General features: G+C 72.2%; 14 protein-coding genes. 5 read left to right on the forward strand and 9 right to left on the reverse strand.

Annotated elements, in window-relative coordinates; translation table 11 throughout:
• Positions 1-20: 20 nt before the first annotated feature.
• Positions 21-704 (forward strand): cache domain-containing protein, encoded by a 684-nt coding sequence (locus ABUW04_RS02405; protein ID WP_380563428.1) that lies wholly within the window; start codon positions 21-23, stop codon positions 702-704.
• A gap of 25 nt (positions 705-729) precedes the next feature.
• On the opposite strand, the gene ABUW04_RS02410 is transcribed toward ABUW04_RS02405, so the two are convergent.
• From ABUW04_RS02410 to ABUW04_RS02425, 4 genes are read right to left on the reverse strand one after another with little or no spacing between them, the layout of a single operon-like run.
• Positions 730-1,533, reverse strand: coding sequence for an ABC transporter permease (locus tag ABUW04_RS02410; protein ID WP_380562189.1), 804 nt, complete (start codon positions 1,531-1,533; stop codon positions 730-732).
• A gap of 13 nt (positions 1,534-1,546) precedes the next feature.
• Positions 1,547-2,413 (reverse strand): ABC transporter permease, encoded by an 867-nt coding sequence (locus tag ABUW04_RS02415; RefSeq protein WP_380562191.1) that lies wholly within the window; start codon positions 2,411-2,413, stop codon positions 1,547-1,549.
• Positions 2,413-3,639: an ABC transporter substrate-binding protein gene (locus ABUW04_RS02420; RefSeq protein WP_380562193.1), complete on the reverse strand. Its 1,227-nt coding sequence runs from the start codon at positions 3,637-3,639 to the stop codon at positions 2,413-2,415. Before ABUW04_RS02420 ends, ABUW04_RS02415 begins: the two co-directional genes overlap by 1 nt.
• 8 nt (positions 3,640-3,647) lie before the next feature.
• The gene (locus tag ABUW04_RS02425) at positions 3,648-4,760 is read right to left on the reverse strand and encodes an ABC transporter ATP-binding protein (protein ID WP_380562195.1); all 1,113 of its coding nucleotides are present in this window, start codon (positions 4,758-4,760) and stop codon (positions 3,648-3,650) included.
• A 122-nt stretch (positions 4,761-4,882) separates the two neighbouring features.
• Here ABUW04_RS02425 and ABUW04_RS02430 point away from each other — a divergent pair, with 122 nt between their 5' ends.
• Positions 4,883-6,376, forward strand: a complete 1,494-nt coding sequence (locus ABUW04_RS02430; RefSeq protein WP_380562197.1) for a helix-turn-helix domain-containing protein — start codon at positions 4,883-4,885, stop codon at positions 6,374-6,376.
• A gap of 12 nt (positions 6,377-6,388) precedes the next feature.
• Here the strand turns inward: ABUW04_RS02430 and yicI are convergent, their stop codons facing one another.
• On the reverse strand, positions 6,389-8,692 hold the full coding sequence (yicI, locus tag ABUW04_RS02435) for an alpha-xylosidase (protein WP_380562199.1): 2,304 nt from the start codon (positions 8,690-8,692) through the stop codon (positions 6,389-6,391).
• 291 nt (positions 8,693-8,983) lie between these two features.
• Here yicI and ABUW04_RS02440 point away from each other — a divergent pair, with 291 nt between their 5' ends.
• Together ABUW04_RS02440 and ABUW04_RS02445 are read left to right on the forward strand one after the other, a co-directional pair.
• Positions 8,984-10,339: a hypothetical protein gene (locus tag ABUW04_RS02440; protein WP_380562201.1), complete on the forward strand. Its 1,356-nt coding sequence runs from the start codon at positions 8,984-8,986 to the stop codon at positions 10,337-10,339.
• Between the two features lie 161 nt (positions 10,340-10,500).
• Positions 10,501-12,057 carry an MFS transporter gene (locus ABUW04_RS02445; RefSeq protein WP_380562203.1) on the forward strand — a complete coding sequence of 519 codons (1,557 nt, stop codon included), beginning with the start codon at positions 10,501-10,503 and terminating at the stop codon, positions 12,055-12,057.
• A gap of 22 nt (positions 12,058-12,079) precedes the next feature.
• Here ABUW04_RS02445 and ABUW04_RS02450 read toward each other — a convergent pair whose 3' ends face one another.
• The 4 genes from ABUW04_RS02450 to ABUW04_RS02465 all read right to left on the reverse strand — a co-directional run bounded on the left by ABUW04_RS02450 (position 12,080) and on the right by ABUW04_RS02465 (position 19,770).
• Positions 12,080-13,534 (reverse strand): phosphatidylinositol-specific phospholipase C domain-containing protein, encoded by a 1,455-nt coding sequence (locus ABUW04_RS02450; protein ID WP_380562205.1) that lies wholly within the window; start codon positions 13,532-13,534, stop codon positions 12,080-12,082.
• Positions 13,535-13,680: 146 nt separating this feature from the next.
• Positions 13,681-16,113: a SpoIIE family protein phosphatase gene (locus ABUW04_RS02455; protein WP_380562206.1), complete on the reverse strand. Its 2,433-nt coding sequence runs from the start codon at positions 16,111-16,113 to the stop codon at positions 13,681-13,683.
• Positions 16,114-16,231: 118 nt separating this feature from the next.
• Positions 16,232-17,935, reverse strand: coding sequence for a SulP family inorganic anion transporter (locus tag ABUW04_RS02460; protein WP_380562208.1), 1,704 nt, complete (start codon positions 17,933-17,935; stop codon positions 16,232-16,234).
• Positions 17,936-17,946: 11 nt separating this feature from the next.
• The gene (locus ABUW04_RS02465) at positions 17,947-19,770 is read right to left on the reverse strand and encodes an alkyl/aryl-sulfatase (RefSeq protein WP_380562210.1); all 1,824 of its coding nucleotides are present in this window, start codon (positions 19,768-19,770) and stop codon (positions 17,947-17,949) included.
• A gap of 371 nt (positions 19,771-20,141) precedes the next feature.
• Here ABUW04_RS02465 and ABUW04_RS02470 point away from each other — a divergent pair, with 371 nt between their 5' ends.
• Positions 20,142-21,782 carry a phospholipid carrier-dependent glycosyltransferase gene (locus ABUW04_RS02470; protein WP_380562212.1) on the forward strand — a complete coding sequence of 547 codons (1,641 nt, stop codon included), beginning with the start codon at positions 20,142-20,144 and terminating at the stop codon, positions 21,780-21,782.
• Positions 21,783-21,799: the final 17 nt, after the last annotated feature.

Here is a 21,799-nt window from a genome sequence, read left to right on the forward strand (position 1 = left end):
CCGTCGCCCAGGTCAGCGACATGCTGGAGACCGTGTTCGGGGCAGTGGAGGAGATCCGCGGCAGGTCGCAGGAGCTGGTGGCGCGGATCGGCGGGCGTGGCCGCCGTCCGGTCTCGGCCGACCTGGCCGGGCTGCGGCCGCTGCTGCGCGCCCGGCTTGCCCGGGACCGGGGGCTGGTGTCGGGGGCGGGCTTCGTCGCCGCGCCCGGGCTGCTCACCGACGTCCCGGCCTGGCTGGAGTGGTGGCAGACGCACGCGGACGGCAGTGTCCGGCCGATGCTGCTGGACCTGGACCCGAGGACCTCCGCCTACTCCGACTACACCCACTGGGACTGGTACGCCCTCCCCCGCGACACCGGCGAGCGCGCCGTCTCCGGGCCCTACGTCGACTACCTGTGCTCCGACGAGTACAGCCTGACCCTGGCCGCGCCGGTGCTCGTGAACGGCGTCTTCGCCGGCGTGGCGGCCGCCGACGTCTACCTCCGGCACTTCGAGGACGCGGTCGGGCCGGCCCTGCGTCGCATCGAGGGTGCCGCCTTCCTGGTCAACCCGCGCGGCCGGGTCGCCGCGTCCAACAGCGCCACCCAGCTGGCCGGCTCGCTGGTCCGTGACCCGGTCGCCGCCGCGGCCCGCGGCGAACTGCGGCTGCACCCCTGCGGGGCGATCCCGCTGTCCCTGGCGACCCGGCCGGTGACCGGACCCTGAACCGCTGCCGGGAACCCGGCGCCGGTCAGCGCAGCACCTCCCCCGACAGCCGCTGCGCCAGGTAGACCGGAACGATCGACAGCACGATCAGCAGCGCCGCGACGACGTCCACGATCGGGCCCTGGTCGGGACGGGCCAGATTGTCGAAGATCCACAGCGGCAGGGTCTGCGTCCCGGGTCCCGCGGTGAAGGTGGTGACCACGATCTCGTCGAAGGACAGCGCGAACGCCAGCAGAGCGCCGGCGAACAGCGCGCTGCGCACGGCGGGCAGGGTGACGTACCAGAAGGTCTGGAAGGTGTGCGCGCCCAGGTCCGCCGACGCCTCCTCGGCCGTGGGCGCTGTCCGCCGCAGTCTGGCGGCCACGTTGTTGAACACCACCACGATGCAGAAGGTCGCGTGGCCCACGACCACGGTGAACAGCCCGAAGCCGATGCCCAGCGGGGTGAGCACGGTGCGGAAGGCCGCGTTCAGGGCGATCCCGGTGACGATCCCCGGCAGCGCGAGCGGCAGGACCAGCAGGAAGGAGACCGCCTGCTTGCCGAAGAACCGGTACCGGGTGACCGCGAAGGCGGCCATGGTGCCGAGCACCAGGGCGATCGCGGTCGCCCCCAGCCCGGCCTTGAGCGAGGTGTAGAGGGCCTCACGCAGCCCGGTCTCCTGCCAGGCCGCCGTCCACCAGCGGGTGCTGAGCCCCGAGGGCGGCCAGGCGAAGGAGCGCGAGGCGTTGAAGGAGTTGACCAGCACCAGCGCCAGCGGCACGTAGATGACGGCCAGCCCCAGCGCCATGGCCAGCCGCAGGGCGACCCGGGCGCCACGGGACAGTTCCATCCGGTTTCTCCCCTCACAGGTTGTCGAGTGCGCCGGTGCGGCGCACGGCGAGCAGGTAGCCGACGATGATCAGTACCGGCACGCAGGACACGGCCGCGGCCAGCGGCAGGTTGAGCGTGACGTTGGAGGCGATGACGTTGCCGAGCATCTGCGTGGTGCCGCCGACGATCTGCACCGTGAGGTAGTCGCCCAGGCTCAGCGAGAAGGTGAAGATCGACCCGGCGATCACCGCCGGCCTGACCAGCGGCAGCACCACCCCCACGAAGGTCCGCCAGGGCCTGGCGCCCAGGTCCCCCGAGGCGGCGAGCAGGCTGTCCGGCAACTGCTCGAAGGCCGTGTACAACGGAAGGATCATGTACGGAAGCCACAGGTAGGACAGCACGATCACCACTGCCGGTATCCCGAAGCCGGGCGAGCCTCCGCCGAACGGCGCGGCGATCCAGTCGATGACGCCGCCGTGACTGAGCATCACCCACCAGGCGTAGGCCTTGACCAGGTACCCGGCCCAGAGCGGGGTCAGCACCGCCACCAGCAGCAGGCGCCGGCTGCGCGGCCTGGCCACCCTGGCCATGTAGAAGGCCATCGGGAAGGCGATCACGGCGTCGATCAGCGTCACCGCCGCGGCGATGCCCAGCGTGCGCAGGGCGACGTTGCGGTAGAGCGGATCGGTGAGCACCGTACGGAAGTTGTCGGTGTTCCAGAGGTAGTCGATGTTGGAGGTGAACTCGTTGGTCGTCCAGAAGGCGGAGACCAGGAGCACCACGAGCGCGCCGAGGTAGGCCAGCGCGAGCCAGGCCATGGGCGCGGAGATCAGCGCTGCCAGGCGCAGGCGGGGGCGGCGGTGCAGCGCCCCCGCCAGCCTGCGGACGGGTGGGGTCATCAGCCCTTGATCTCGTTCCACGCGGTGACCCACTGGGCGTAGGTGGTGCAGTCGTTCTTGCCGCTGCCGTCCAGGCAGAGCTTGGTCGGGGTGTTCCAGTAGTAGACGTTCTTCCAGTAGCTCTCGTCGGCGGCGTGGTAGTCGGCGCAGAAGTTGGGGTTGTCGGTGATCTGCGCGCAGGCCTTGGAGTTGGCCGGGGCCTCGCCGAAGTACTCGGCCACCTCGGCGTTGACCTTGGGCGAGACGATGTAGTTCATCCACTGGTAGGCGCAGTTGGGGTGCGCGGCCTTGGCGGCGATCATCCAGGTGTCGGACCAGCCGGTGGCGCCCTCGCTGGGCAGGATCGCCTTGGTCTTCACCTTGCCGTCGGCGGCCACGGCCTGCTGGATGACCTCCCAGGTGGTGCCGAGCAGGTCGTCCCCGGAGTCGAAGGCGGCCTGCTCCTTGGTGTAGTCGCTCCAGTACGAACCGACCTGCTGCTTCTGGACCTTGAGCAGGTCGGTGGCGGCGGTCAGCTGGGCCTGGGTGAGTGCGTAGGGGTTCTTGATGCCCAGTTCGGGCTTGGTCTTCATCAGGTACAGCGCGGCGTCGGCGATGTAGATCGGGTCGTCGTAGGCGGTGATGTGCCCGGTGTAGGGCGAGCTGGGTGAGAACACCGCGGACCAGGAGGTGGGGGCTGGGGTGACCTTGGCGGTGTTGTACATCAGCAGGTTGGCGCCGCGCCCGTGCGGGATGCCGTAGGCGACGCCGTTGACCGAGTTCCACGGCTGGTTCTTCAGTGCCGGGTAGATGTCGGCGTAGTTGGGCACCAGGGCGGTGTTCACCGGGGCCACATTGCCGCCGGCGATCAGTCGCAGGGTGGCGTCGCCGGAGGCCGAGACGGTGTCGTACTGGCCGGTCTTCATCAGCGCGACCATCTCGTCGGAGGTTCCCGCGACCTTGACGTTGACCTTGCAGCCGGTCTGCTTGGTGAAGGCGGAGACCCAGTCCACGGTCTTGCTGTCCTGGCCGTACTCGACGTAGCCGGCCCAGGCCACGATGTTGACCACGCCCTCGCCGGGGCCCAGCGACTTCTGCATCGGGATGTTCGGCGGTGTGAAGCCGGCGGTGGAGGTCGTCCCTCCGCTGCTGGTCGGCGTGGCCGAACAGGCGGCGGCGAGCAGCAGGGTCGACGCGACGACCAGCCCGCGAACGGTCCGGGATCTGGGGGAACGGTAGGCGTTCATGGATGCCCTCACTGTGGGTTGTCGTTCGGCGTGGTGTCGCCGGGGCGGGCGCTGAGACGGACGGTGTGCCGGCGCTGCCAGGCGAGCAGGACCGTGGAGCCGCGGTGCCGGGCCACGTCCGTGCTGGACTCCTCGACGTTCTGCCGCAGGGCGACCAGCCGGCCGCCGGCTTCGAGGTCGACCACGAAGCGGGTCAGCGCCCCGGCGTAGACGACCTCGACGATCGTGCCCGGGGCCGAGCACTCGTCGGGTCCGGCGGGGTCGTCGGGGTGGGTGATCCGGACCTTCTCTGGGCGCACGGAGTAGAGGCCCGGCTCGCCGAACACCTGGGCCGCCGCGTCGCCCTGGAGCAGGTTGGAGGTGCCCACGAAACCGGCGACGAACTCGGTCGCCGGGTGCTCGTACACCTCGGCCGGGGTGCCCACCTGCTCGATGCGTCCCGCGTTGAAGACCGCGATCCGGTCGCTCATGGTGAGCGCCTCGTCCTGGTCGTGGGTGACGAAGACGAAGGTGATCCCGGCCTCGCGCTGGATCTGCTTGAGCTCGATCTGCATCTCCAGGCGCAGCTTGAGGTCCAACGCGCCCAGCGGCTCGTCCAGCAGCAGCACCGAGGGCCGGTTTACCAGCGCCCGGGCCAGGGCGACGCGCTGGCGCTGGCCGCCGGACAGTTCGGCGGGCCGTCGGGCGGCGAAGTCCTCCAGCCGCACGGCGGCCAGTGCCTCGGCGGCCCGCCGGGTGCGCTCGGCCCTGGGGACGCGCTTCACCTTCAGTCCGTACTCCACGTTCTGACGCACCGACAGGTGCGGGAACAGGGCGTAGTCCTGGAAGACGGTGTTGACGTCGCGGTCGAAGGGCGCGAGCCGGGTGACGTCCGTGCCGCCGAGCAGCACCCGCCCGCCGGTCGGCTCCTCGAAGCCGGCGATCATGCGCAGCACGGTGGTCTTGCCCGACCCCGAGGGGCCGAGCATCGAGAAGAACTCGCCGGCCCTGATCTCCAGGTCGATGCCGTCGACGGCGCGAACGGCACCGAACGCCTTGGTCACCCCGGACAGGGCGACGGCGGACGGGACTGGTGGACCGGCTGCGGATGCGCCGGTGCTGGGAGGTGGGCTGTCCGTCACGCTGGTCCTCGGGGTCGGGTGGCGGCTGGTGATGGCAAAACCTATGAACCCAGATGACAATTCGGCTATGGATGGCCGCACGGACTTCCCGGCCGCCGTTGTGCACGCATACAGTCCGCGCCATGCCCGTGCGTCTGCGTGACCTCCTCGACATCGAGGGGCTGGCCCTGCGCTGCTGTACCGGGGACGGCGGCCTGGACCGGCAGGTCAGCTGGGCCGCGGCCTCCGAGCTGGCCGACCCGACACCGTGGATGAACGGTGGTGAGCTGCTGCTCACCACCGGGCTGCGGCTGCGCACCGCCGCGACCCAGAGCGCCTTCGCCGCGCGGATCGCCGGGGCCGGCGGATCCGGCATCGGTTTCGGCACCGGACTGAGCCACACCGCCGTCCCCCGCGCCCTGCTGGCCGCCGCCCGGGAGTGCGGGCTCCCGGTGCTCGAAGTCCCCTACCAGACCCCGTTCATCGCGCTCGGCCGCCATGTCGCCGAGCGCATCGCCGCGGAACGGCTCACCGAACAGGGCCGGCTGGTCGAGGCGCACGACCGGCTCACCCAGGCGGTTCTCGCGGGTGACGCCCTGGAGCAGCTGCTACGCACGCTCAGCCGCGAGATCGGCGCACCGACCGCGCTGCTGGCGGCCGACGGCGGCGCACTGGCCGGATCGCTGCCCGCCGCACCGGAACACCGGCTCCAGGTGGAGGTCGACGGAGTGGTGGTGGCCTGGCTGCTCGCCGGCCGCAGCGAGCAGCCGGAGCCGCTGCACTACGCCGCGCGGCTGGTCGCCCTGGAACTGGCCCGGCGGCTGTCGTTCGTGGCCGGACGCCGCGGCCTGCTGGGGCGGCTGCTGGGCGAGGTGGTCAACGGCACCCTGGACGGCGGCGCCGCGGACCGGCTGCTGGCGGTGCACGGCGTCGATCCGGCCCGGCGCCACCACGTCCTGCTGGGGCAGTGGACCGACCGCAGACCCGGACACGAGCCGGAGAGCCGCCGCCGACTCAGCCATCTCGCCTGGTCGATGCCGCAGTTCGGCGAACTCCCGGACGGGCGCGCGGCCCAGCCGCTGTCCGCGGTGGTCGAGGGCCACCTGCTGGTGCTCCTGCCCGAGCACCCCGAGGACGGCGAGAGCCAGCAGGCCGCCGAGATCCACGCCAAGACCCTGTGGGAGGCCCTGCGCCGCGACCCGGTGCGCGGCGCCACCGCTGCCGTCGGCCTGAGCGCACCGGGCGCCGGGGCGCGCGGGGTCCAGGAGGGCTACCTGGAGGCCCGGGCGGCGATCAGCAGGGGCGTGGGCGTCCACACCGGGACCCGGCCACGCCTCGCCGACCTGCTGCTCTCACCGCTGTCCCCCGCGGTGCGGCAGCTGAGCGACCGGATCCTGCAGCCGCTGCTGCGCTTCGACGCCGAGCACCGGGCCGACCTCGTCGGCACCCTGCGCCGCTATCTGGCCACCGACGGATCGGTGCAGGCCACCGCCGAGCAGCTCTTCGTCCACCGCAACACGGTGCGCTACCGGCTGTCCCAGATCGAGGAGTTGACGGGGCTCTCACTGGCCACCACGGTCGACCGCGGGGAACTGTGGCTGGCCCTGCTGGCACTGGAGCGCTCCAGAAGCGGCTAGCGCCGCCCGGCCCTACCCGGCGGTGCCGCCGTCGGGCCAGGGCAGGGTGAGCTCCCGGGTTCCGGCCGGGGCCCGGTGCAGCGGGCCGGTCGGGCCGCCGAGCTGGACGTTCCAGGCAAGCTGGCTGTCGGTGCCGATCGTCAGCACGTCCCCCTGGCAGCGGACCTGGAAGCCGGCGGCCTGGCCGGTGCCCTCCGGGTCGGGGACGGAGACGGTGCGTTCCGCGCCGTCGGCGAAGGCGTGCACCCGCAGGGTCACCCCGTCGGCCCAGTCCGAGACGGGACGGCTGTCGTCGGCGGCGAAGGGGATCACCGAGTCGGGGCGGGCCAGCAGCGGGAGGGTGGCGAAGCCGTGGGTCTCGCGCACCCAGCGCGGGCCGGTGACCTGATCGCCGGTCAGGACGTTGGTCCAGGTGCCCTGCGGCACGTAGTACTGCACCGTGCCGTCCTCGCTGAACACCGGGGCGACCAGCAGGTCGTCGCCCAGCAGGTACTGCCGGTCCAGGGTGGCGGCGGCCGGGTCGTCGGGGAACTCCAGCACCATCGCGCGCATCACCGGTGTGCCGCAGGCGTGCGCCTGCTGGGCGGCGCGCTGCAGATAGGGGGCGAGCCGGTGCTTGAGCCGGGTGAAGTCACGGGTGACCGCCACGGCCTCGTCGCCGTAGTCCCACGGGACCCGGTAGGACCTGCTGCCGTGCAGCCGGCTGTGCGAGGACAGCAGTCCGAACTGCACCCAGCGCTTGAACAGCGCCTCGGTGGGGGTGCCCTCGAAGCCGCCGATGTCATGGCTCCAGAAGCCGAACCCGGACAGGCCCAGGGACAGTCCGCCGCGCAGCGACTCGGCCATGGCGCTGAAGGTGGACTCGCAGTCGCCGCCCCAGTGCACCGGGAACTGCTGGCCCCCGGTGGTGGCGGAGCGGGCGAACAGGACCGCCTCGCCCTCGCCGCGCTCCTCCGTGAGCAGGTCGAAGACGGTGCGGTTGTAGAGCTGGGTGTAGTAGTTGTGCATCCGCTCCGGGTCGGAGCCGTCGTGCCAGACCACGTCGGTGGGGATGCGCTCGCCGAAGTCGGTCTTGAAGCAGTCCACGCCCTGGTCCAGCAGCACCCGCAGCTTGTCGGTGAACCAGCGGGCGGCGGCCGGGTTGGTGAAGTCGACCAGGGCCATGCCGGCCTGCCAGGTGTCCCACTGCCAGACGCTGCCGTCGGCGCGCCGCACCAGGTAGCCCTCGCGCATGCCCTCCTCGAACAGCACGGACTTCTGCGCGATGTAGGGGTTGATCCAGACGCAGACCCGCAGTCCCTGCTGCTTCAGCCGGGCCAGCATCCCCACCGGATCGGGGAAGGTGTCGGCGTCCCAGCTGAAGTCGCTCCACTGGTAGCCGCGCATCCAGAAGCAGTCGAAGTGGAACACGCTGAGCGGTATCTCGCGCTCGGCCATGCCGCTGAGGAAGCGGTTGACCGTCGCCTCGTCGTAGTCGGTGGTGAAGGAGGTGGACAGCCACAGGCCCAGCGCCCAGGCCGGGGGCAGCGCCGGACGGCCGGTCAGGGCGGTGTAGCGGGCCAGGATCTGCTTGGGGTCCGGGCCGTGGACGACGAAGAACTCCAGCTGCTGGTCCTCGACGCTGAACTGGACCTGGCTCACGGTCTCGGAGCCGACCTCGTAGCCGACCCGGCCGGGGTGGTTCACGAAGACCCCGTAGCCGTGGTTGGTCAGGTGGAACGGGATGTTCTTGTAGGCCTGCTCGCTGTTGGTCCCGCCGTCGGCCTGCCAGATGTCGACGCTCTGGCCGTTCCTGGTGAACGCGGTGAAGCGCTCGCCCAGGCCGTAGACCAGTTCGCCGACGCCCAGCGAGAGCTGACCGAGCATGAAGTGCCGGCCCTCGGCGTCGGTGACGAACCCGGTGCCGCGGGCCCCGATCGAGGTCAGCACCCGGCCGCCGGCGGTGAACTCGAGCTGCCAGGGTCCCTCGGTGTCCACCCGCAGGCCCAGCTCGCCCGAGCTGAGCTCGACCACCGAGCCGTCCCGGACCACCTTGCCGACGCTCACCTGCGGGTCGGCGCCCGGCAGCTCGAACTCCGGGCCCGGACGCAGCGCGCCGGCGTGGTGGGTGACCCGGACGCCGATGACGCCCTCGGCCGGCGACCAGCAGTCCACCGTGAGCAGCGGGCTGTTCAGCGTGTCGGCCCGCCGGACCGTCCGCTTCACCGGCGCGAACAGCGTCAACCGGTGCTCGTCCGCACGCAGTTCGGCGACCTCGGCGGCGTAGCGCGCGGTGACCCCCGGCCGCATCAGCCAGTAGCCGTCGGTGAACTTCATGGGTGGTCTCCTCGTCGGTCGGCCGCATCGTCGAAGCGCTTCTCCTGTCCATCCTCGATCACTCTTGGCGGCCGCACCACGATCTGCCGAAACTGACGCACCACCAGGTCCGGGGGGTGGGTCGCCGACCCCATCCGCGACCGTCTACATTCTTGTAGACGTCATACCCGAAACCAAGATCTTCTCTCACGCTCGCCCCCTAGATTCCTGGCGGGGGCAATCGATTCACGCGGTCGTCGAAGGTAGCGCGTCCGACAGACGAAGGGGACAGCCATCCAGCTCCGGCAGGCCTTGACCGCAGTACGACCGACCGCATCGCCCGTCACCGCCCGGGCCGCGGCAGCAGCCCTGGCGGGCGTGCTGGCCACGCCCGTGGTCGCGGTCACCCTCTCGGTGCTGGGCGTGCTGCTGCTGGCGCTGGCGGGAGCCGGTGCGCCCAACGACCACACGGTCGCGGTGCGCCTGCCGCTGTCCGTCCTGCCTCCGCTGTCGGCGGCCCTGTCCACCAGGGTGATGTGCGGCGCCATAGCCGCGCAGGCACTGGGCCTGCTGGGCATGCTCCTGGGACTGCGCCGCGGTTGGCGCCCCCGGGTGGCCCACCTGTTCGCAGCCGGCACCGCCGCGGTGCTGCTCTGCAGCTCCCTGGCGCCCACCGGCTCGGGCGATGTCGCCAGCTACGCCGCCTACGGACGCCTGGCCGCCCTCGGCGCGGACCCCTACCGTGCCGATCCGGCGTCCCTCGGCGGCCGCTACGCGGACCTGGTCAGTCCCAGCTGGCTGCACACCTCCTCCGTCTACGGGCCGCTGGCGACCTGGATCCAGCAGGCCGCCGCGACCGTCGGCGGCGACCGGGCCTGGCTGACGATCTGGCTGCTGATGCTCGCCAACGCCGCCGCGTTCCTGGTCACCGGACTGCTGCTGGTGCGCACGGCCGAGGACAGCAGCCGCGCCGCCGTCCTGTGGGTGGCCAATCCCTTGCTGATCGGCCAACTGGTCGCCGGCGGCCACCTGGACACCTTTGTGGCCGGTCTCTGCTTCGCGGCCCTGGTGCGAGCCCGCGGACCGGGCACCTGGCGGGCGGACGCCACCACCGGCATCCTGCTGGGGCTGGCCTGCGGACTGAAGATCAGCGCCGGGCTGGTCGGGGCCGGCCTGGTGCTGGTCCTGGTGCGCGAGCGCGCCTGGGCCCGGGTGCTCCGGCAGTGCGCGGCCACGCTGTGCACCGTGCTGCTGCTCTACTCCGGCTACGGGATGCACGCCCTCGCCCCGCTGGGCGCCGCCGCCCACCTGGTCTCCGTCCCCTCGCTGTGGCAGGCGCTGCGCCACCTCGGCGACCCCCTCGTCGGCGCGGCCGCGACCGGGGCCGCGATCAGCCTCGGCTGGCCGGCGGCGACCGCCGCCCTAGCCTGGCGGCTGCATCTGCGGCTCCCGGCGCCCGCATCCGCCTCGCCGCTGGTCGCGATGGTGTTCGTACTGACCCTGGCCTGGGTGCTGGCCGCCCCGTGGGCCATGCCCTGGTACTCCGCGACCAGTTGGCTCTGCGCCGCCCTGCTCCCCCGCAGGAATCCGCTGCTGTGGGTGCTGCTGGCAGCCACCACCTTCCTGGCCCTGATGCACAACACCGCCGGACGGGGCTGGTCCTGGTGACACCGCAGAGCCTGCACGTCCTGCCCCTCCCCCACCCGGGTCCGCCCCCGGCGCCCGCCGACCGGCCGGGGCGCGCGCTCCCGGCCACCCCGCCGAAGCCGAACCCGGGCCGCCGTCGACCGGCCCGCTCCCAGGTACGGTCCTGGCTGCGCCATCCGATCGTGGCAGCCACGATCCTCGCCGCTGTGCTCCAACTGCTCTGGGCCCTGTTCCTGGCGACCAACGGGGGCGACCTGGCCGCCCAGTACGCCTGGGCGCAGTTCGCCTCGGCCCACCCCGGGTCGGCCTACGACCTCTCCTGGTACGGGGGCATGCACCCCGCCTCCTACAGCGTGCTCACCCCCTACCTGATGGACGTGCTCGGGGTGCGCGGCACCGGGGTGGCAGCCGGGACCCTCGCCGCGGCGCTCCTGGCCCGGCTGCTGATGCGCTCGGGCGTCCGCCGACCGCTGCTGCCGGCCCTGTGCGGGGCGCTCGCGCTGTCCTGCAACACGGTGTCCGGACGCATCACCTTCGCAGTCGGCACGGTGCTGGCGCTCGCGGCGGTCGTGCTGGTCCACGAGACGGTCGCCAGGCCCCGACGCACAGCCGCCGTCGCCGGCCTGCTCGCGGTCCTGGCCACCCTGGCCAGCCCCGTGGACGGACTGTTCCTGCTGGCCATCGCACCGGCCCTGTTCCTGACCGGAAGACGGACGGCCGCCGTCTCGCTGGCCGCCGGCCCACCACTGGTGGTGGCGACCACCGCCATCCTGTTCCCCTTCTACGGCGTGCAGCCCTACCTCTGGTTCCAGCTCACCCTGGTACTGGCGACCACCCTGCCGCTGGCGCTGCTCGCACCGCGGTCCTGGCGCGCCGTCAGACTCGGGGCCTGGACCTACGCCCTGGGCAACCTGCTGACCCTGCTGATCCCCTCGCCCATAGGCAGCAACGTGGAGCGGCTCGCCCTGCTGTTCGCAGCCACGCTGCTGCTGGCCGCGGCACGGGCCAGCACGGGACGGCGGGCCCGCGCACTGTGGATCGCCTTCGCGCTGGCACTGTCCTGGCAGACCGTCCAGCCGATCACCGACCTGGCCCTCACCGTGCCCGCCGACGGCTGGACCCAGTACGCCAAGCCGCTGGCCGCCGAACTGGCCCTGCTGGACGCGGACCGGGGCCGGGTGGAAATCGTCGGAACCGCGTCCCACGTCGAGGCGTCGAGCCTGGCGAACACCGTGGAACTGGCCCGGGGCTGGAACCGGCAGGCCGATCTCACCCGCAATCCGCTCTTCTACGACGGCACCCTCGACAGCGCCGACTACCGTGCCTGGCTGGGGAACTGGGCCGTCGGCTACGTCGTCCTGCCCCTCCTGCCCGCGACGCGCTTCGACTACGCCTCCGCCGCCGAGAGCCGCATCGTCGCCGCCGGGCAGCCGTGGCTCGACCCGGTCTGGAGCGACGCCCACTGGAAGCTGTACCGGGTCGTCGGCGCGACACCGATGGCCGGCGCGCCGGCGACCGTGGTCGAGGCGGGCCAGGCCGAGCTGACCCTGCACTTCTCCAAGGCCGGAACCGCGCTCGTCCGGATCGCCTGGTCACCCTGGCTGTCCGTACTCGGCCCGGGCAGCGGATGCCTGACCCCCAGCGGCTCCTGGACCCGGCTGACCGTGCCCGCAGCGGGCACGGTCAGCATTGGCACCAGCTACAAACGCTCACCCGACACCCACTGCCCAAGCAGGTAGGCGACGGATCAGGGCAACGGGATCAGGGCAGGGTCCAGACCTGGCCGTTGGTGCTGTGGCAGCTCCAGATCTCCAGCTGGGTCATGTCGGTGCTGGTGGCGCCGGGGTCGTCCAGGCAGAGGCCGGACTGGGCGCTGACCAGTGCGCCGGACTCGGTCGCGGTCCACTGCTGGTTCGAGCCGCCGGTGCAGGACCAGAGGTCGACCTTGGTGCCGTTGCCGGTGCCGCCGCCGATGACGTCCAGGCAGAGGCCGTTGATGCGCAGCGTGCCGTCGGACTGCGGGGTCCAGGTCTGGGCGGCGGTGCCGTTGCAGGTGTAGAGGTCGACGACGGTTCCGTTGCTGCTGCCGTCGTAGGCGGCGTCCAGGCACTTGCCGCTGATGCCCGAGGCGAGCGCCCCGCTGAAGCTCACCCCGGGGTTGCGGTTGACGATGGCCGTGACCAGCGCGTATCCGGGGTAGTCCATCTTCACCACGCCGGTGCGCGCCGCGTTGCCCGCGTTGAGGTAGTTCAGCAGCAGCGGGTTCTCGTTCGCGGCGACCTGGGCCGGGTTGGAGCCGAACGGCGCGCAGTTGGAGGAGGTGTAGGTGGTGTAGAGGGCGCCGGAGCCGTCGTTGTTCGCCGCGACCAGGTTGGCCTGCACCTCGTTCCACTTGCTGGTGGTGTCGCACTGCGTGTAGTCGTTCTCGACGTACGAGCCCCAGTTGCCGGTGGTCAGCTGGGTGAGGCCGAAGCCGCCGTAGACCTCGCCGCGCGGGCCGGTGAAGTCGGTGAGCACGATGTGGCCGCGCGCCTGGCCGAGCGTGGGCAGGTCCGCGGTGCTGCTGCCGGTGACGCTGGGTGCGTAGAACAGGCCGGGGTACCTGGCCACGTAGCCGTCGAAGATGCTGATCCGCTGGGCTGCGGTGGTGTTCGACGGGTCGTCGGCGCAGTGGCCGATGGAGGCGGTGCCGCTGCCGCCCTCGGTGGAGTCCGCGTCGCACTCGCCGTGCAGGTCCATCAGGACGGTCTCGCTGGGGTGCACGGACAGGAAGGCCTGAGCCTTGGTCAGCACGTCGTCGAAGTTGGCGTTCTGATAGATCGTGGTGTGGTGGATGGCGAAGGCGCCGCCGGTGACCCGGACCCGGATGTCGATCGACCGGATCCCGGCGTCCAGCTGCGCGGTGAGGGTGGCGGCGCTGTCGCCGTGGTCCTCCTGCGCCTCGTAGGAGTCCGGCAGCAGGCTGCCGCCGTGGATGGCGAGGGTGTCGTGGGTGCCGGGGATGGACATGCTGCCCAGGCTGGTCGCGTCCGGGACCTGGCCCATCCAGTCCGAACGCGTCTGTGCCGTCAGGTTGTTGAAGGAGCTCGACCAGCCGCTGGGCTGCGCGGGCGCCGGACCGGCCGCAGCGAGCACCGCGGCGAGCGCGGCGGCGCAGGCCATGGACGCGCGGCGGAGCAGCGTGGGGGTGAACCGCCGCCGGTGGGAGTGGGTCACGGACGGATCCTTTCGGGGAGATGCGCCGGAATATCATGTCCCTGTCATTCGACAAGGTACGTGCCGATCCGCCCCGTGTCCGGATCATGCGGCGGTACGGCAGGCGTCCGGTCCGCGACCGGCGGATGGCGGCCTGGCGGCGCCGGTCAGTCCGCTGCCGGCGGCAGGAGTTGTTCGGCCCAGATGGTCTTGCCGGTGGCGTGGTGGCGGCTGCCCCAGCGCTGGGTGAGCTGGGCGACCAGGAGCAGGCCGCGGCCGCCCTCGTCGTAGGTGCGGGCCCGGCGCAGGTGCGGAGCGGTGCTGCTGGAGTCGGAGACCTCGCAGATCAGGGTGGCGTCGTGGATCAGCCGCAGCCGGATCGGCGGGGTGGCGTGCCGGATCGCGTTGGTGACCAGCTCGCTGACGGCGAGTTCGGTGGTGAAGACCAGCTCGTCCAGACCCCAGGCGCCGAGCTGGTCGGCGACCAGGTGGCGGATCCGGGAGACCTCCGCCGGATCGGCCTCGACCTCCCAGTCGACGACCCGGGAGGCGTCCAGGACCCGGGTCCTGGCCAGCAGCAGGGCGATGTCGTCGCGGGCGCCGGAGGCGGAGCCCAGCTTGTCCAGGATCCGCCGGCAGATGCTGTCCAGCGAGCCGTCCGGGCGCCCGAGGGCGTCGGCGAGCGCGGCGCGGCCCTCGTCGATGTCGCGCAGGCGGTCCTCGATCAGCCCGTCGGTGTACAGGGCGAGCAGCGCGCCCTCGGGAAGCTCCCGCTCGACGGCCTCGAAGGGCAGGCCCCCGACGCCCAGCGGCGGGCCCACCGGGATGTCGACGAACTCGACCGTGCCGTCGGGCAGCGCCAGCGCGGGTGTGGGGTGGCCGGCCGCGGCCATCGCGCAGGTGCGGGAGATCGGGTCGTAGACCGCGTACAGGCAGGTGGCTCCGACGTCGCCGGCGGGCTGGCCGACGTCGGACTCCTGGGACAGCCGGATGACCAGGTCGTCCAGGTGGGTGAGCAGCTCGTCCGGGGGCAGGTCGACGTCGGCGAGGGTGCGCACCGCGGTGCGCAGCCGCCCCATGGTCGCCGACGCCTGGATCCCGTGCCCGACCACGTCGCCGACGACCAGGGCGACCCGCAGGCCGGACAGCGGGATGACGTCGAACCAGTCGCCGCCGATGCCGGTGTGCGGCGCGGCCGGCAGGTAGCGGGAGGCCACCTCGACGGCGGCGGGGCGCGGCAGCGACTGCGGGAGCAGGCTGCGCTGCAGGGCCAGGGCGGTCTCGCGTTCGCGGGTGAACCGGCGGGCGTTGTCGATGCACACGGCGGCGCGCGCGGTGATCTCCTCGGCGAGCAGGACGTCGTCGGGGACGAAGGGTTCGGGGTGCCGGTGGCGGTAGAAGACGGCGACGCCCAGGGTGACGCCGCGGGCCAGGATCGGCACCGCCATCACGCTGTGCAGTCCGTGCTCCTCGACCACCCGGGCCTGCGCCGACTGCGGCTCGGGCCAGCCGAGCGCGTCCCGCGGTCGGATCGGGTGGAACAGCGGCCGGCCGGAGGCCAGGCAGCGGGCGTGCGGGGAGGACGGCGGGTAGACGCCCATGGTCCCCAGATCGATCGCGGCCTCCGGCGAGCCGGGCGTGACGGACAGCTGGGCCACCCGCCGCAGCGCCACGTCGGCCGAGGACGACGCCGCCGGCGTCGTCTCGCCGGTGTCGTCGCGGTCCTGCAGGTCGAGCAGGTCCACGGTGACGAAGTCCGCCAGATCGGGCACGCACACCTCGGCGAGTTCCTCGGCGGTGCGGGTGATGTCCAGCGCGGTGCCGATGCGCACGCTCGCGTCGTTGACCAGTTGCAGCCGGCGCCGGCCGAGGTAGGTCTCGGTGATGTCGTGGGCGGTGAGGCAGACCCCGTGCACGGCACCGTGGTCGTCGGCCAGCGGGGTCAGGTGCGCCGACCAGGCGTGTTCGCGCGCCTCTCCCCCGGTGCGCATGAAGCTCTCCACGTCGAGCCGTTCACCGGTGGCCAGGACCCGCAGCATCTGCTGTTCGAGCTCCGCGCTCTGCGGTTTGCCGCCGATCTCCGGGATCCGCAGGCCGATGATCTCGTCCTCGGGCAGCCCGATGACCCCGGCCATCGCCGCGTTCACCGCCAGCAGCCGCAGTTCGGTGTCGTAGATCGCCACCGGGCAGGGCGAGCGCGCGAACGCCCACCGGGGGACCTCGTCCAGCGGCCCGGCCGCCTCCGGTTCGTCCCGCGGCAGGCGGCTGAACAGCAGCCACTCGCCGCGCGAGGTCATGTCGGGATCGGTGCGGTGGGCCAGCAGCCGAACCGGTACCTCGCTGCCGTCGCGGTGGCGCAGGACGACGCTGCCGTTCCACCGGGTGGCGCCCTCCGGCGGCCGCACCGCCTCCTGCCCGCGCGCCAGCAGGCAGCCGGCGGACTTCCCGACGATCTCCTCGGACGCGTACCCCAGCAGCCGGCGGGCGCCCTCGTTCCAGTCGGTGACGACTCCGGACGCGTCCACTGCGGCGCGGGCGGTGACGGCCTGGTCGAACGGGTACTCCGGCTGCCGGACCGGCTCTGCACCGCTCTGCGTCATCGCTCGCCGTCCCTGTCGCCTCGTGCGCGTCGCGGGGTCACCCTCGGCATCGCATGCATCCCAGAAGACAGCTTTGCCCGGAATTTTACCTTTATCAACCTGAAAGAGATCAAGAGGGTCACCGCCCGCCGGCGGCGATCCAGGCAAGGCCTTCGTCCACGGCACGGTCGAGCGGGGCGAGCAGCGCTGGCTGGGCCGGAACGACGGCGCCGTCACCGAGTTGTGCGGCGATCCCGGTGCGCTCCAGCAGGGCGGCGAGGGGTGGTTGGACGCCGGCGAGGACCAGCCGCCCGCCCTGGGCGTGCAGGCCGGCGGCGTAGCGGCGGACGAGTTTGAGCATCGCCGAGGAGGGGACGTCAGGGGCGGTGCGCATGACCAGGACGAGGACCGCCCTGCGGGCGCCGTCGACGCGGGGCAGTTGGGTCTCCAGGCGGGGCAGCTCGGCGAAGAGGTTGGTGCCCTCGTAGGTCAGCACGGTGACGCGTCCCGGGGGCAGGACGGCGGGCGGGGGTGCGCCGGTGGTGGCCCAACGGCCTTCCGGGTCGCGTTCCAGGGCGACGAGTTCGGACTGGCGGGCGGCCTGGACGCAGTACAGCAGCAGCGACAACACCGCGCCGATGACGATGGCCTGCTGCAGCGGGAGTTGGGTGGTGGCCGCGAAGGTGACGACCATGGCGGCCGTGGAGAGCCTGGAGGTGCGCCACACCAGGGCGATGTCGGCGCGCTTGCCCCAGATCAGCTCGCCGCCGACGACCAGGATCAGGCCGCCGATGACCGGCATCGGGATCCGCTCCGCCAGTCCGCCCGCCACCAGGACGACCAGGGCCAGGAACACCCCGGAGATCACCCCGGCCCAGCGGGTCCTCGCGCCGGCGCCGGCGGCCACTCCGGTGCGGGAGAGCGAGCCGCCGGCGGGCAGGGCCTGGAACAGGCCGCCGCCGAGATTGGCCAGGCCCTGGGCGGCGAAGTCGCCGTTGACGCTGGAGCGGCTGCCGTCCGGGTTGGGCATCGACGGCGCCACCCCGGCGGCCTGCGCCAGCGCGACCAGGGCCACCGAGAACGCCCCGCCGACCAGGTGCGGCATCGCGCCCCAGTCGGGCAGCGACAGGCTGGGCAGGGAGGCGGGGATACGGGCGATGCCGCGGACCAGTTCCACGTCCGTACCCAGGACGGCGACCGCGACGCCGGTCAGCACCATGGCGACCAGCAGGGCCACCGGCTCCAGCCTGCGCACGGTGCGCGCCAGCGCCCACACCACGATGGTGGCGACGGCGACCAGGGTCGGGGCCAGCTGCCAGTGCCCGATGCCGGTGAGCCAGTTCCACAGCTGCAGCAGCTTGTTGTGGCCGGGCGGCTTGTAGCCGGTCGCATCGCCCAGGACGCCGGTGATGATCTGCAGCGCGATGCCGGTGGAGAAGCCGGTCATCACCGCGTTGGAGACGAAGCTGAGCACGACGCCCAGCCGCAGCGCGCCCATCAGCAGCATGACCGCGCCCACCAGGACGGTGAGCGCGGCGACGGTGCCGCCCGCGTGCGGGTCCAGGCCGGCGTCGGAGATGACGCTCTGTCCGGTCAGGGCGATGGCGCTGGTCAGGGTGGTGACCATGAGGACCGTCGGCGCGGCCAGCGACCCCAGGATCGGCGGCACCACGCCCGCGTACAGACCGGCCACCGGGTTGAGCCCGGCGATGGACGCGTACGCCATCCCCTCGGGGATGCTGAACAGCCCGGTCACCATCCCCGCGGTCACATCGGCACCGGTCGGCCGCCCCCGGCGCACGCGGGCCGTGAGCGTGCGCACCCGCCCGGCCAGGTCGGTCACCTCCGGCCCGGTCAGGGGGTGACGATGGCGAAGGACTTGTCGGACTCGGTGACGTAGGAGAAGAGGCGGCCGAGGACGGCGGGGTCGCCCTCCTGCTGGACCCCGTCCAGGCCCTTGCCGGCCAGCAGCCCGAGCAGCTGCGGCCTGGTGAGGGTCAGCGTGAGGTCCGCCGCTGCCGTGGCAGGGACGCCCAGGGGGGCGGCCCGGTGGGTCAGGGCGCCGTTGCGCAGGGTGAGCCGGTGGCGCCGGCCCTCGTCGGTCAGGGCGAGGTCGACGGTGAGGGTGTCGTTCCAGGCGCGGGGGCCGTCGATGCGCACCGCGACGGAGTCCAGCAGCATGTCGGTGGTCAACGCCATCGCCATGCCGCCGCTGGTGTCCAGTTCGACGGTGCCCGGGCCCTGCCGCAGTTCCAGGGCGGCCATCAGGTAGAAGTTGCGCCAGGTGCCGTTCTCGCTGCCGTGGCCCAGCCGTTCGTAGACCCCCGCCAGCTCCTCCTTCGCGGCCCGGTCCTGCGGGTCGGCGAAGACCAGGTGGTTGAGCAGCGTGGCCGCGAAGCGCAGGTCCCCGTCCGCGACCAGGGAGCGGCCCTTGACCAGGGCTGCCTCGGGGCCACCGGCCAGGTCGACGTAGCGCTTGGCCAGCTCGACCGGGGGGTGCTCCCACAGATGGGCCGGGTTGCCGTCGAACCAGCCCAGGTAGCGCTGGTAGATCGCCTTGGTGTTGTGGCTGAGCGATCCGTAGTAGCCGCGCGCGTGCCACGCCTGCTCCAGCGCGGGCGGCAGCTGCATCTCCTCGGCCACCTCGGGGCCGGTCAGACCGGAGTTGAGCATCCGCAGCGTCTGGTCGTGCATGTAGGCGTACAGGTCGCGCTGCTGCGCCAGCATCTCGACCACGTTCTCCCGGCCCCAGGTGGGCCAGTGGTGCGAGGCGAAGGCCACGTCGTAGGAGTCGCCGAAGAAGTCGACGGCCTCGTCCAGGTAGCGCGACCAGATCCGGGCGTCGCGCACCACGGCCCCGCGCAGGGTCAGGATGTTGTGCATGTTGTGGGTGGCGTTCTCGGCCAGGCACAGCGCACGCCGCTGCGGGAAGGAGAAGTTCATCTCGGCGGGGGCCTCGGTGCCCGGGGTGAGCTGGAAGACGATCCGCACCCCGTCCACGGTCTCCTCCTGGCCGGTGCGGGTGACGTCCACCGTCGGCGGGATCAGCGAGACCGTTCCGGTGGAGGTGGTCATCCCCAGCCCGGCGCTGACCTGCCCCTCGGGCGACTTGGGCAGCCGGTCGCCGTACATGAACATCGCCCGCCGGGTCATCGCGTTGCCGGCGTAGACGTTCTCGCTGACCGCGTGCTCCAGGAACCCCGCCGGTGCGATCACCGGCACCCCCTGCTCGCTCCCCTCGGGCAGCACCCCGCGCGCGCCGCCGAAGTGGTCCCCGTGCGAGTGCGTGTAGACCAGTCCGGTGACCGGGCGCTCGCCGCGGTGCTCGCGGTAGAGCGCCAGCGCGGCGGCGGCGCACTCGGTGGAGATCAGCGGATCGATGACGATCACGCCGCGGTCGCCCTCCACCAGCGTCATGTTCGACAGGTCCAGCCCCCGGACCTGGTAGATGCCCTCCGCCACGTGGAACAGGCCTTGTTTGGCGCACAGTTGCGCCTGCCGCCACAGGCTCGGGTTGACGGTGTCCGGGCAGGGGCCCTTGAGGTAGTCGTAGGCGTCGTTGTCCCACACCACCCGCCCGTCAGAGGTCCTGACCACCGCGGGTACCAGCGCGCCGAGGAAGCCCCGGTCCGCGTTCTCGAAGTCGGTCGTGTCCTCGAACGGGGGCAGGTGGCTCATGCGTCGCTCCGATCGGCAGCATTCGGGGGTTCGGCGTCGGCCGCGGGGCGGCCTTCGGAATGCGGTCAACGCCTCCTTGCGCAGTCTGCGGCATTCGCCTGGATCGCGCACGGTGAGGACTCAGGTGGCACTCCCGGCAGGCCGACCTGGGGATGTAACGTCCTCCGACCGAGAAACCAAGTACGTGGTGCAGAGACAATTCCGATCCCGAATCCGCGCGTCGCCTTTTTCTCGGAATACCGCACGTGAATGGGCTTTGCCATGCCCTTTTCGCGATCCGCCGGCCGGTGTCCATTGCTCTGCATTCACAGCGAACCAATCGAGGAGAGCTGCGCGAATGTCTCCGACGAGCGACCACGGACCTGGAGATCATGTACATATCCGCGGGCACCGCCTCCGCACCCGGACCGGTCGACCCTGCCCAGTCCGCCCGGACGGCCCGGCCCGGTGCCCGCCGGTCGACCGCAGCCAACGTGTGCTTCGCCGGCACAGCCGCCACGGTGTTCCTCTGGGCGCTGTTCCAGGACTTCTTCCGGCTGGGGACACCGCAGATCCTGGCCGACGAGCCGACCTACCAGAAGGCAGCCTGGTCGTACGTCCACGGGCAGGACCTGCTGTCCGCGCACGGGACCCCGGCGGCGGCCGTCGGCGGGGTCAACTTCCAGCACCCCCCGTTGGCGAAGTACCTCTTCGGCGTCGCCCAACTGCTGGCCGGCAGACCGTCGATCACCGCGGACCGGGCCGTGTCCGCGCTCTGCCTGATCCTGACCGGCCTGCTGGTGGCGGTGTGGATCGGCCGGGCCACCGGCCGCTGGACCGGCCTGCTGGCCGGCGGACTGGTCGGCCTGCTGCCCGAGACCGCCTCCGGCTCGGCGGCCGACTTCGGCAGGTTCGGGATGCTCGACCCGGTGGCCGAGCTCTTCGCGGTCGCGTCCGTCGCGCTCGCCTGGCAGTGGAGCCGGCGGACCGGACGCAGCGCCTGGCTCCTGGCCGCCGCCACCGGGGCGGCGACCGGCTGCGCGGCCGGCGCGAAGGAGAACGGCTTCCTCGGCGTCCTCGGACCGTGCGTGCTGCTCCTGGTCCTCGCCGGCGCCGCCCGCTCCGGCCGCGGACTGCTGGTGCGCTGTCTGCAGGCGCTGCTGGCGGCGCTGAGCTGCGCGGCCGTCTTCGTGGCGCTCTACCTGCCGGTGGGCCGGCCGATCGCACGGGTCCGCTACCTCGTCGACTTCCAGACCGCCCACTCCGAGGAGGGCCATCTGATCGGGTTCGCCGGCCGGGTGTCGCAGCACCCGCCGTGGTGGGCGAACCTCTGGTTCGCCGGGCACAGCCTGGGCCCGGTGCTGACCGTCGCCCTCCTGCTCGCGGTCCTGGCCGCGGTCGTGCTGCGCCGCGACCGGCTCACCGTCTGGTGCCTCGCAGCACTGGTGGGACCGTTCGTCTTCCACTGCTTCGTCGCCAAGGTCGTGCTCGGCTTCTACTGGGTGATGTGGATGCCGGCCGTCTTCGTGCTGGCGGCACTGGGGATGCGCGAGATCGTCGTACGGGCGCGCCGCCTCGGCGGTGCGCTCCCCCAGGTGCTCGCCGTCTGCCTGGTGCTGGCGGTCCCGGTCGGCGCGACGGTCCAGGAGAGCGTCAAGGTCGCCGAGCTGCGGCCGGTGGGCGTCCAGGTCCTGCCGTCACTGGAACGCAGCCACGGCCTGACCGGTCCAGTGATCGCCGCAGGCATCGACAGCGGCCTGATGTCCACCTACCTGCCCGGCACCGAGGTGATCACCAGCACGTCGCAGCCCCTCTCCGGCGCCCGGACCATCATCGTCGGCGCCCCGGAGTGCCGTGAGCTGATCGACCGGTCGGTCCGGGCCCTGGTGCGGATCAATCTGACGCAGGGTCGGATCCGGCAGATCCACACCGACTCGAACTTCACGGTCTATCAGGTCCTGGCGCCGCTGACGCATCCCACCCGCACCCAGATCGCCGCCGAACCGCCCGGCCGCCTCAGCGACCACTGCTGACGACGCATCGACCCGGC

The organism is Streptacidiphilus jeojiensis (genome assembly GCF_042510965.1).
Classification (GTDB): Bacteria; Actinomycetota; Actinomycetes; order Streptomycetales; family Streptomycetaceae; genus Streptacidiphilus; species Streptacidiphilus jeojiensis.

What these genes read in the sequence shown, in the direction of transcription:
- ABUW04_RS02405 (WP_380563428.1), top strand. Translation starts at nt 21, where the DNA reads ATGCTGGAGACCGTGTTCGGGGCAGTGGAGGAGATCCGCGGCAGGTCG.
- ABUW04_RS02410 (WP_380562189.1), bottom strand. Translation starts at nt 1,533, where the DNA reads ATGGAACTGTCCCGTGGCGCCCGGGTCGCCCTGCGGCTGGCCATGGCG.
- ABUW04_RS02415 (WP_380562191.1), bottom strand. Translation starts at nt 2,413, where the DNA reads ATGACCCCACCCGTCCGCAGGCTGGCGGGGGCGCTGCACCGCCGCCCC.
- ABUW04_RS02420 (WP_380562193.1), bottom strand. Translation starts at nt 3,639, where the DNA reads ATGAACGCCTACCGTTCCCCCAGATCCCGGACCGTTCGCGGGCTGGTC.
- ABUW04_RS02430 (WP_380562197.1), top strand. Translation starts at nt 4,883, where the DNA reads ATGCCCGTGCGTCTGCGTGACCTCCTCGACATCGAGGGGCTGGCCCTG.
- yicI (WP_380562199.1), bottom strand. Translation starts at nt 8,692, where the DNA reads ATGAAGTTCACCGACGGCTACTGGCTGATGCGGCCGGGGGTCACCGCG.
- ABUW04_RS02455 (WP_380562206.1), bottom strand. Translation starts at nt 16,113, where the DNA reads ATGACGCAGAGCGGTGCAGAGCCGGTCCGGCAGCCGGAGTACCCGTTC.
- ABUW04_RS02465 (WP_380562210.1), bottom strand. Translation starts at nt 19,770, where the DNA reads ATGAGCCACCTGCCCCCGTTCGAGGACACGACCGACTTCGAGAACGCG.
- ABUW04_RS02470 (WP_380562212.1), top strand. Translation starts at nt 20,142, where the DNA reads ATGTACATATCCGCGGGCACCGCCTCCGCACCCGGACCGGTCGACCCT.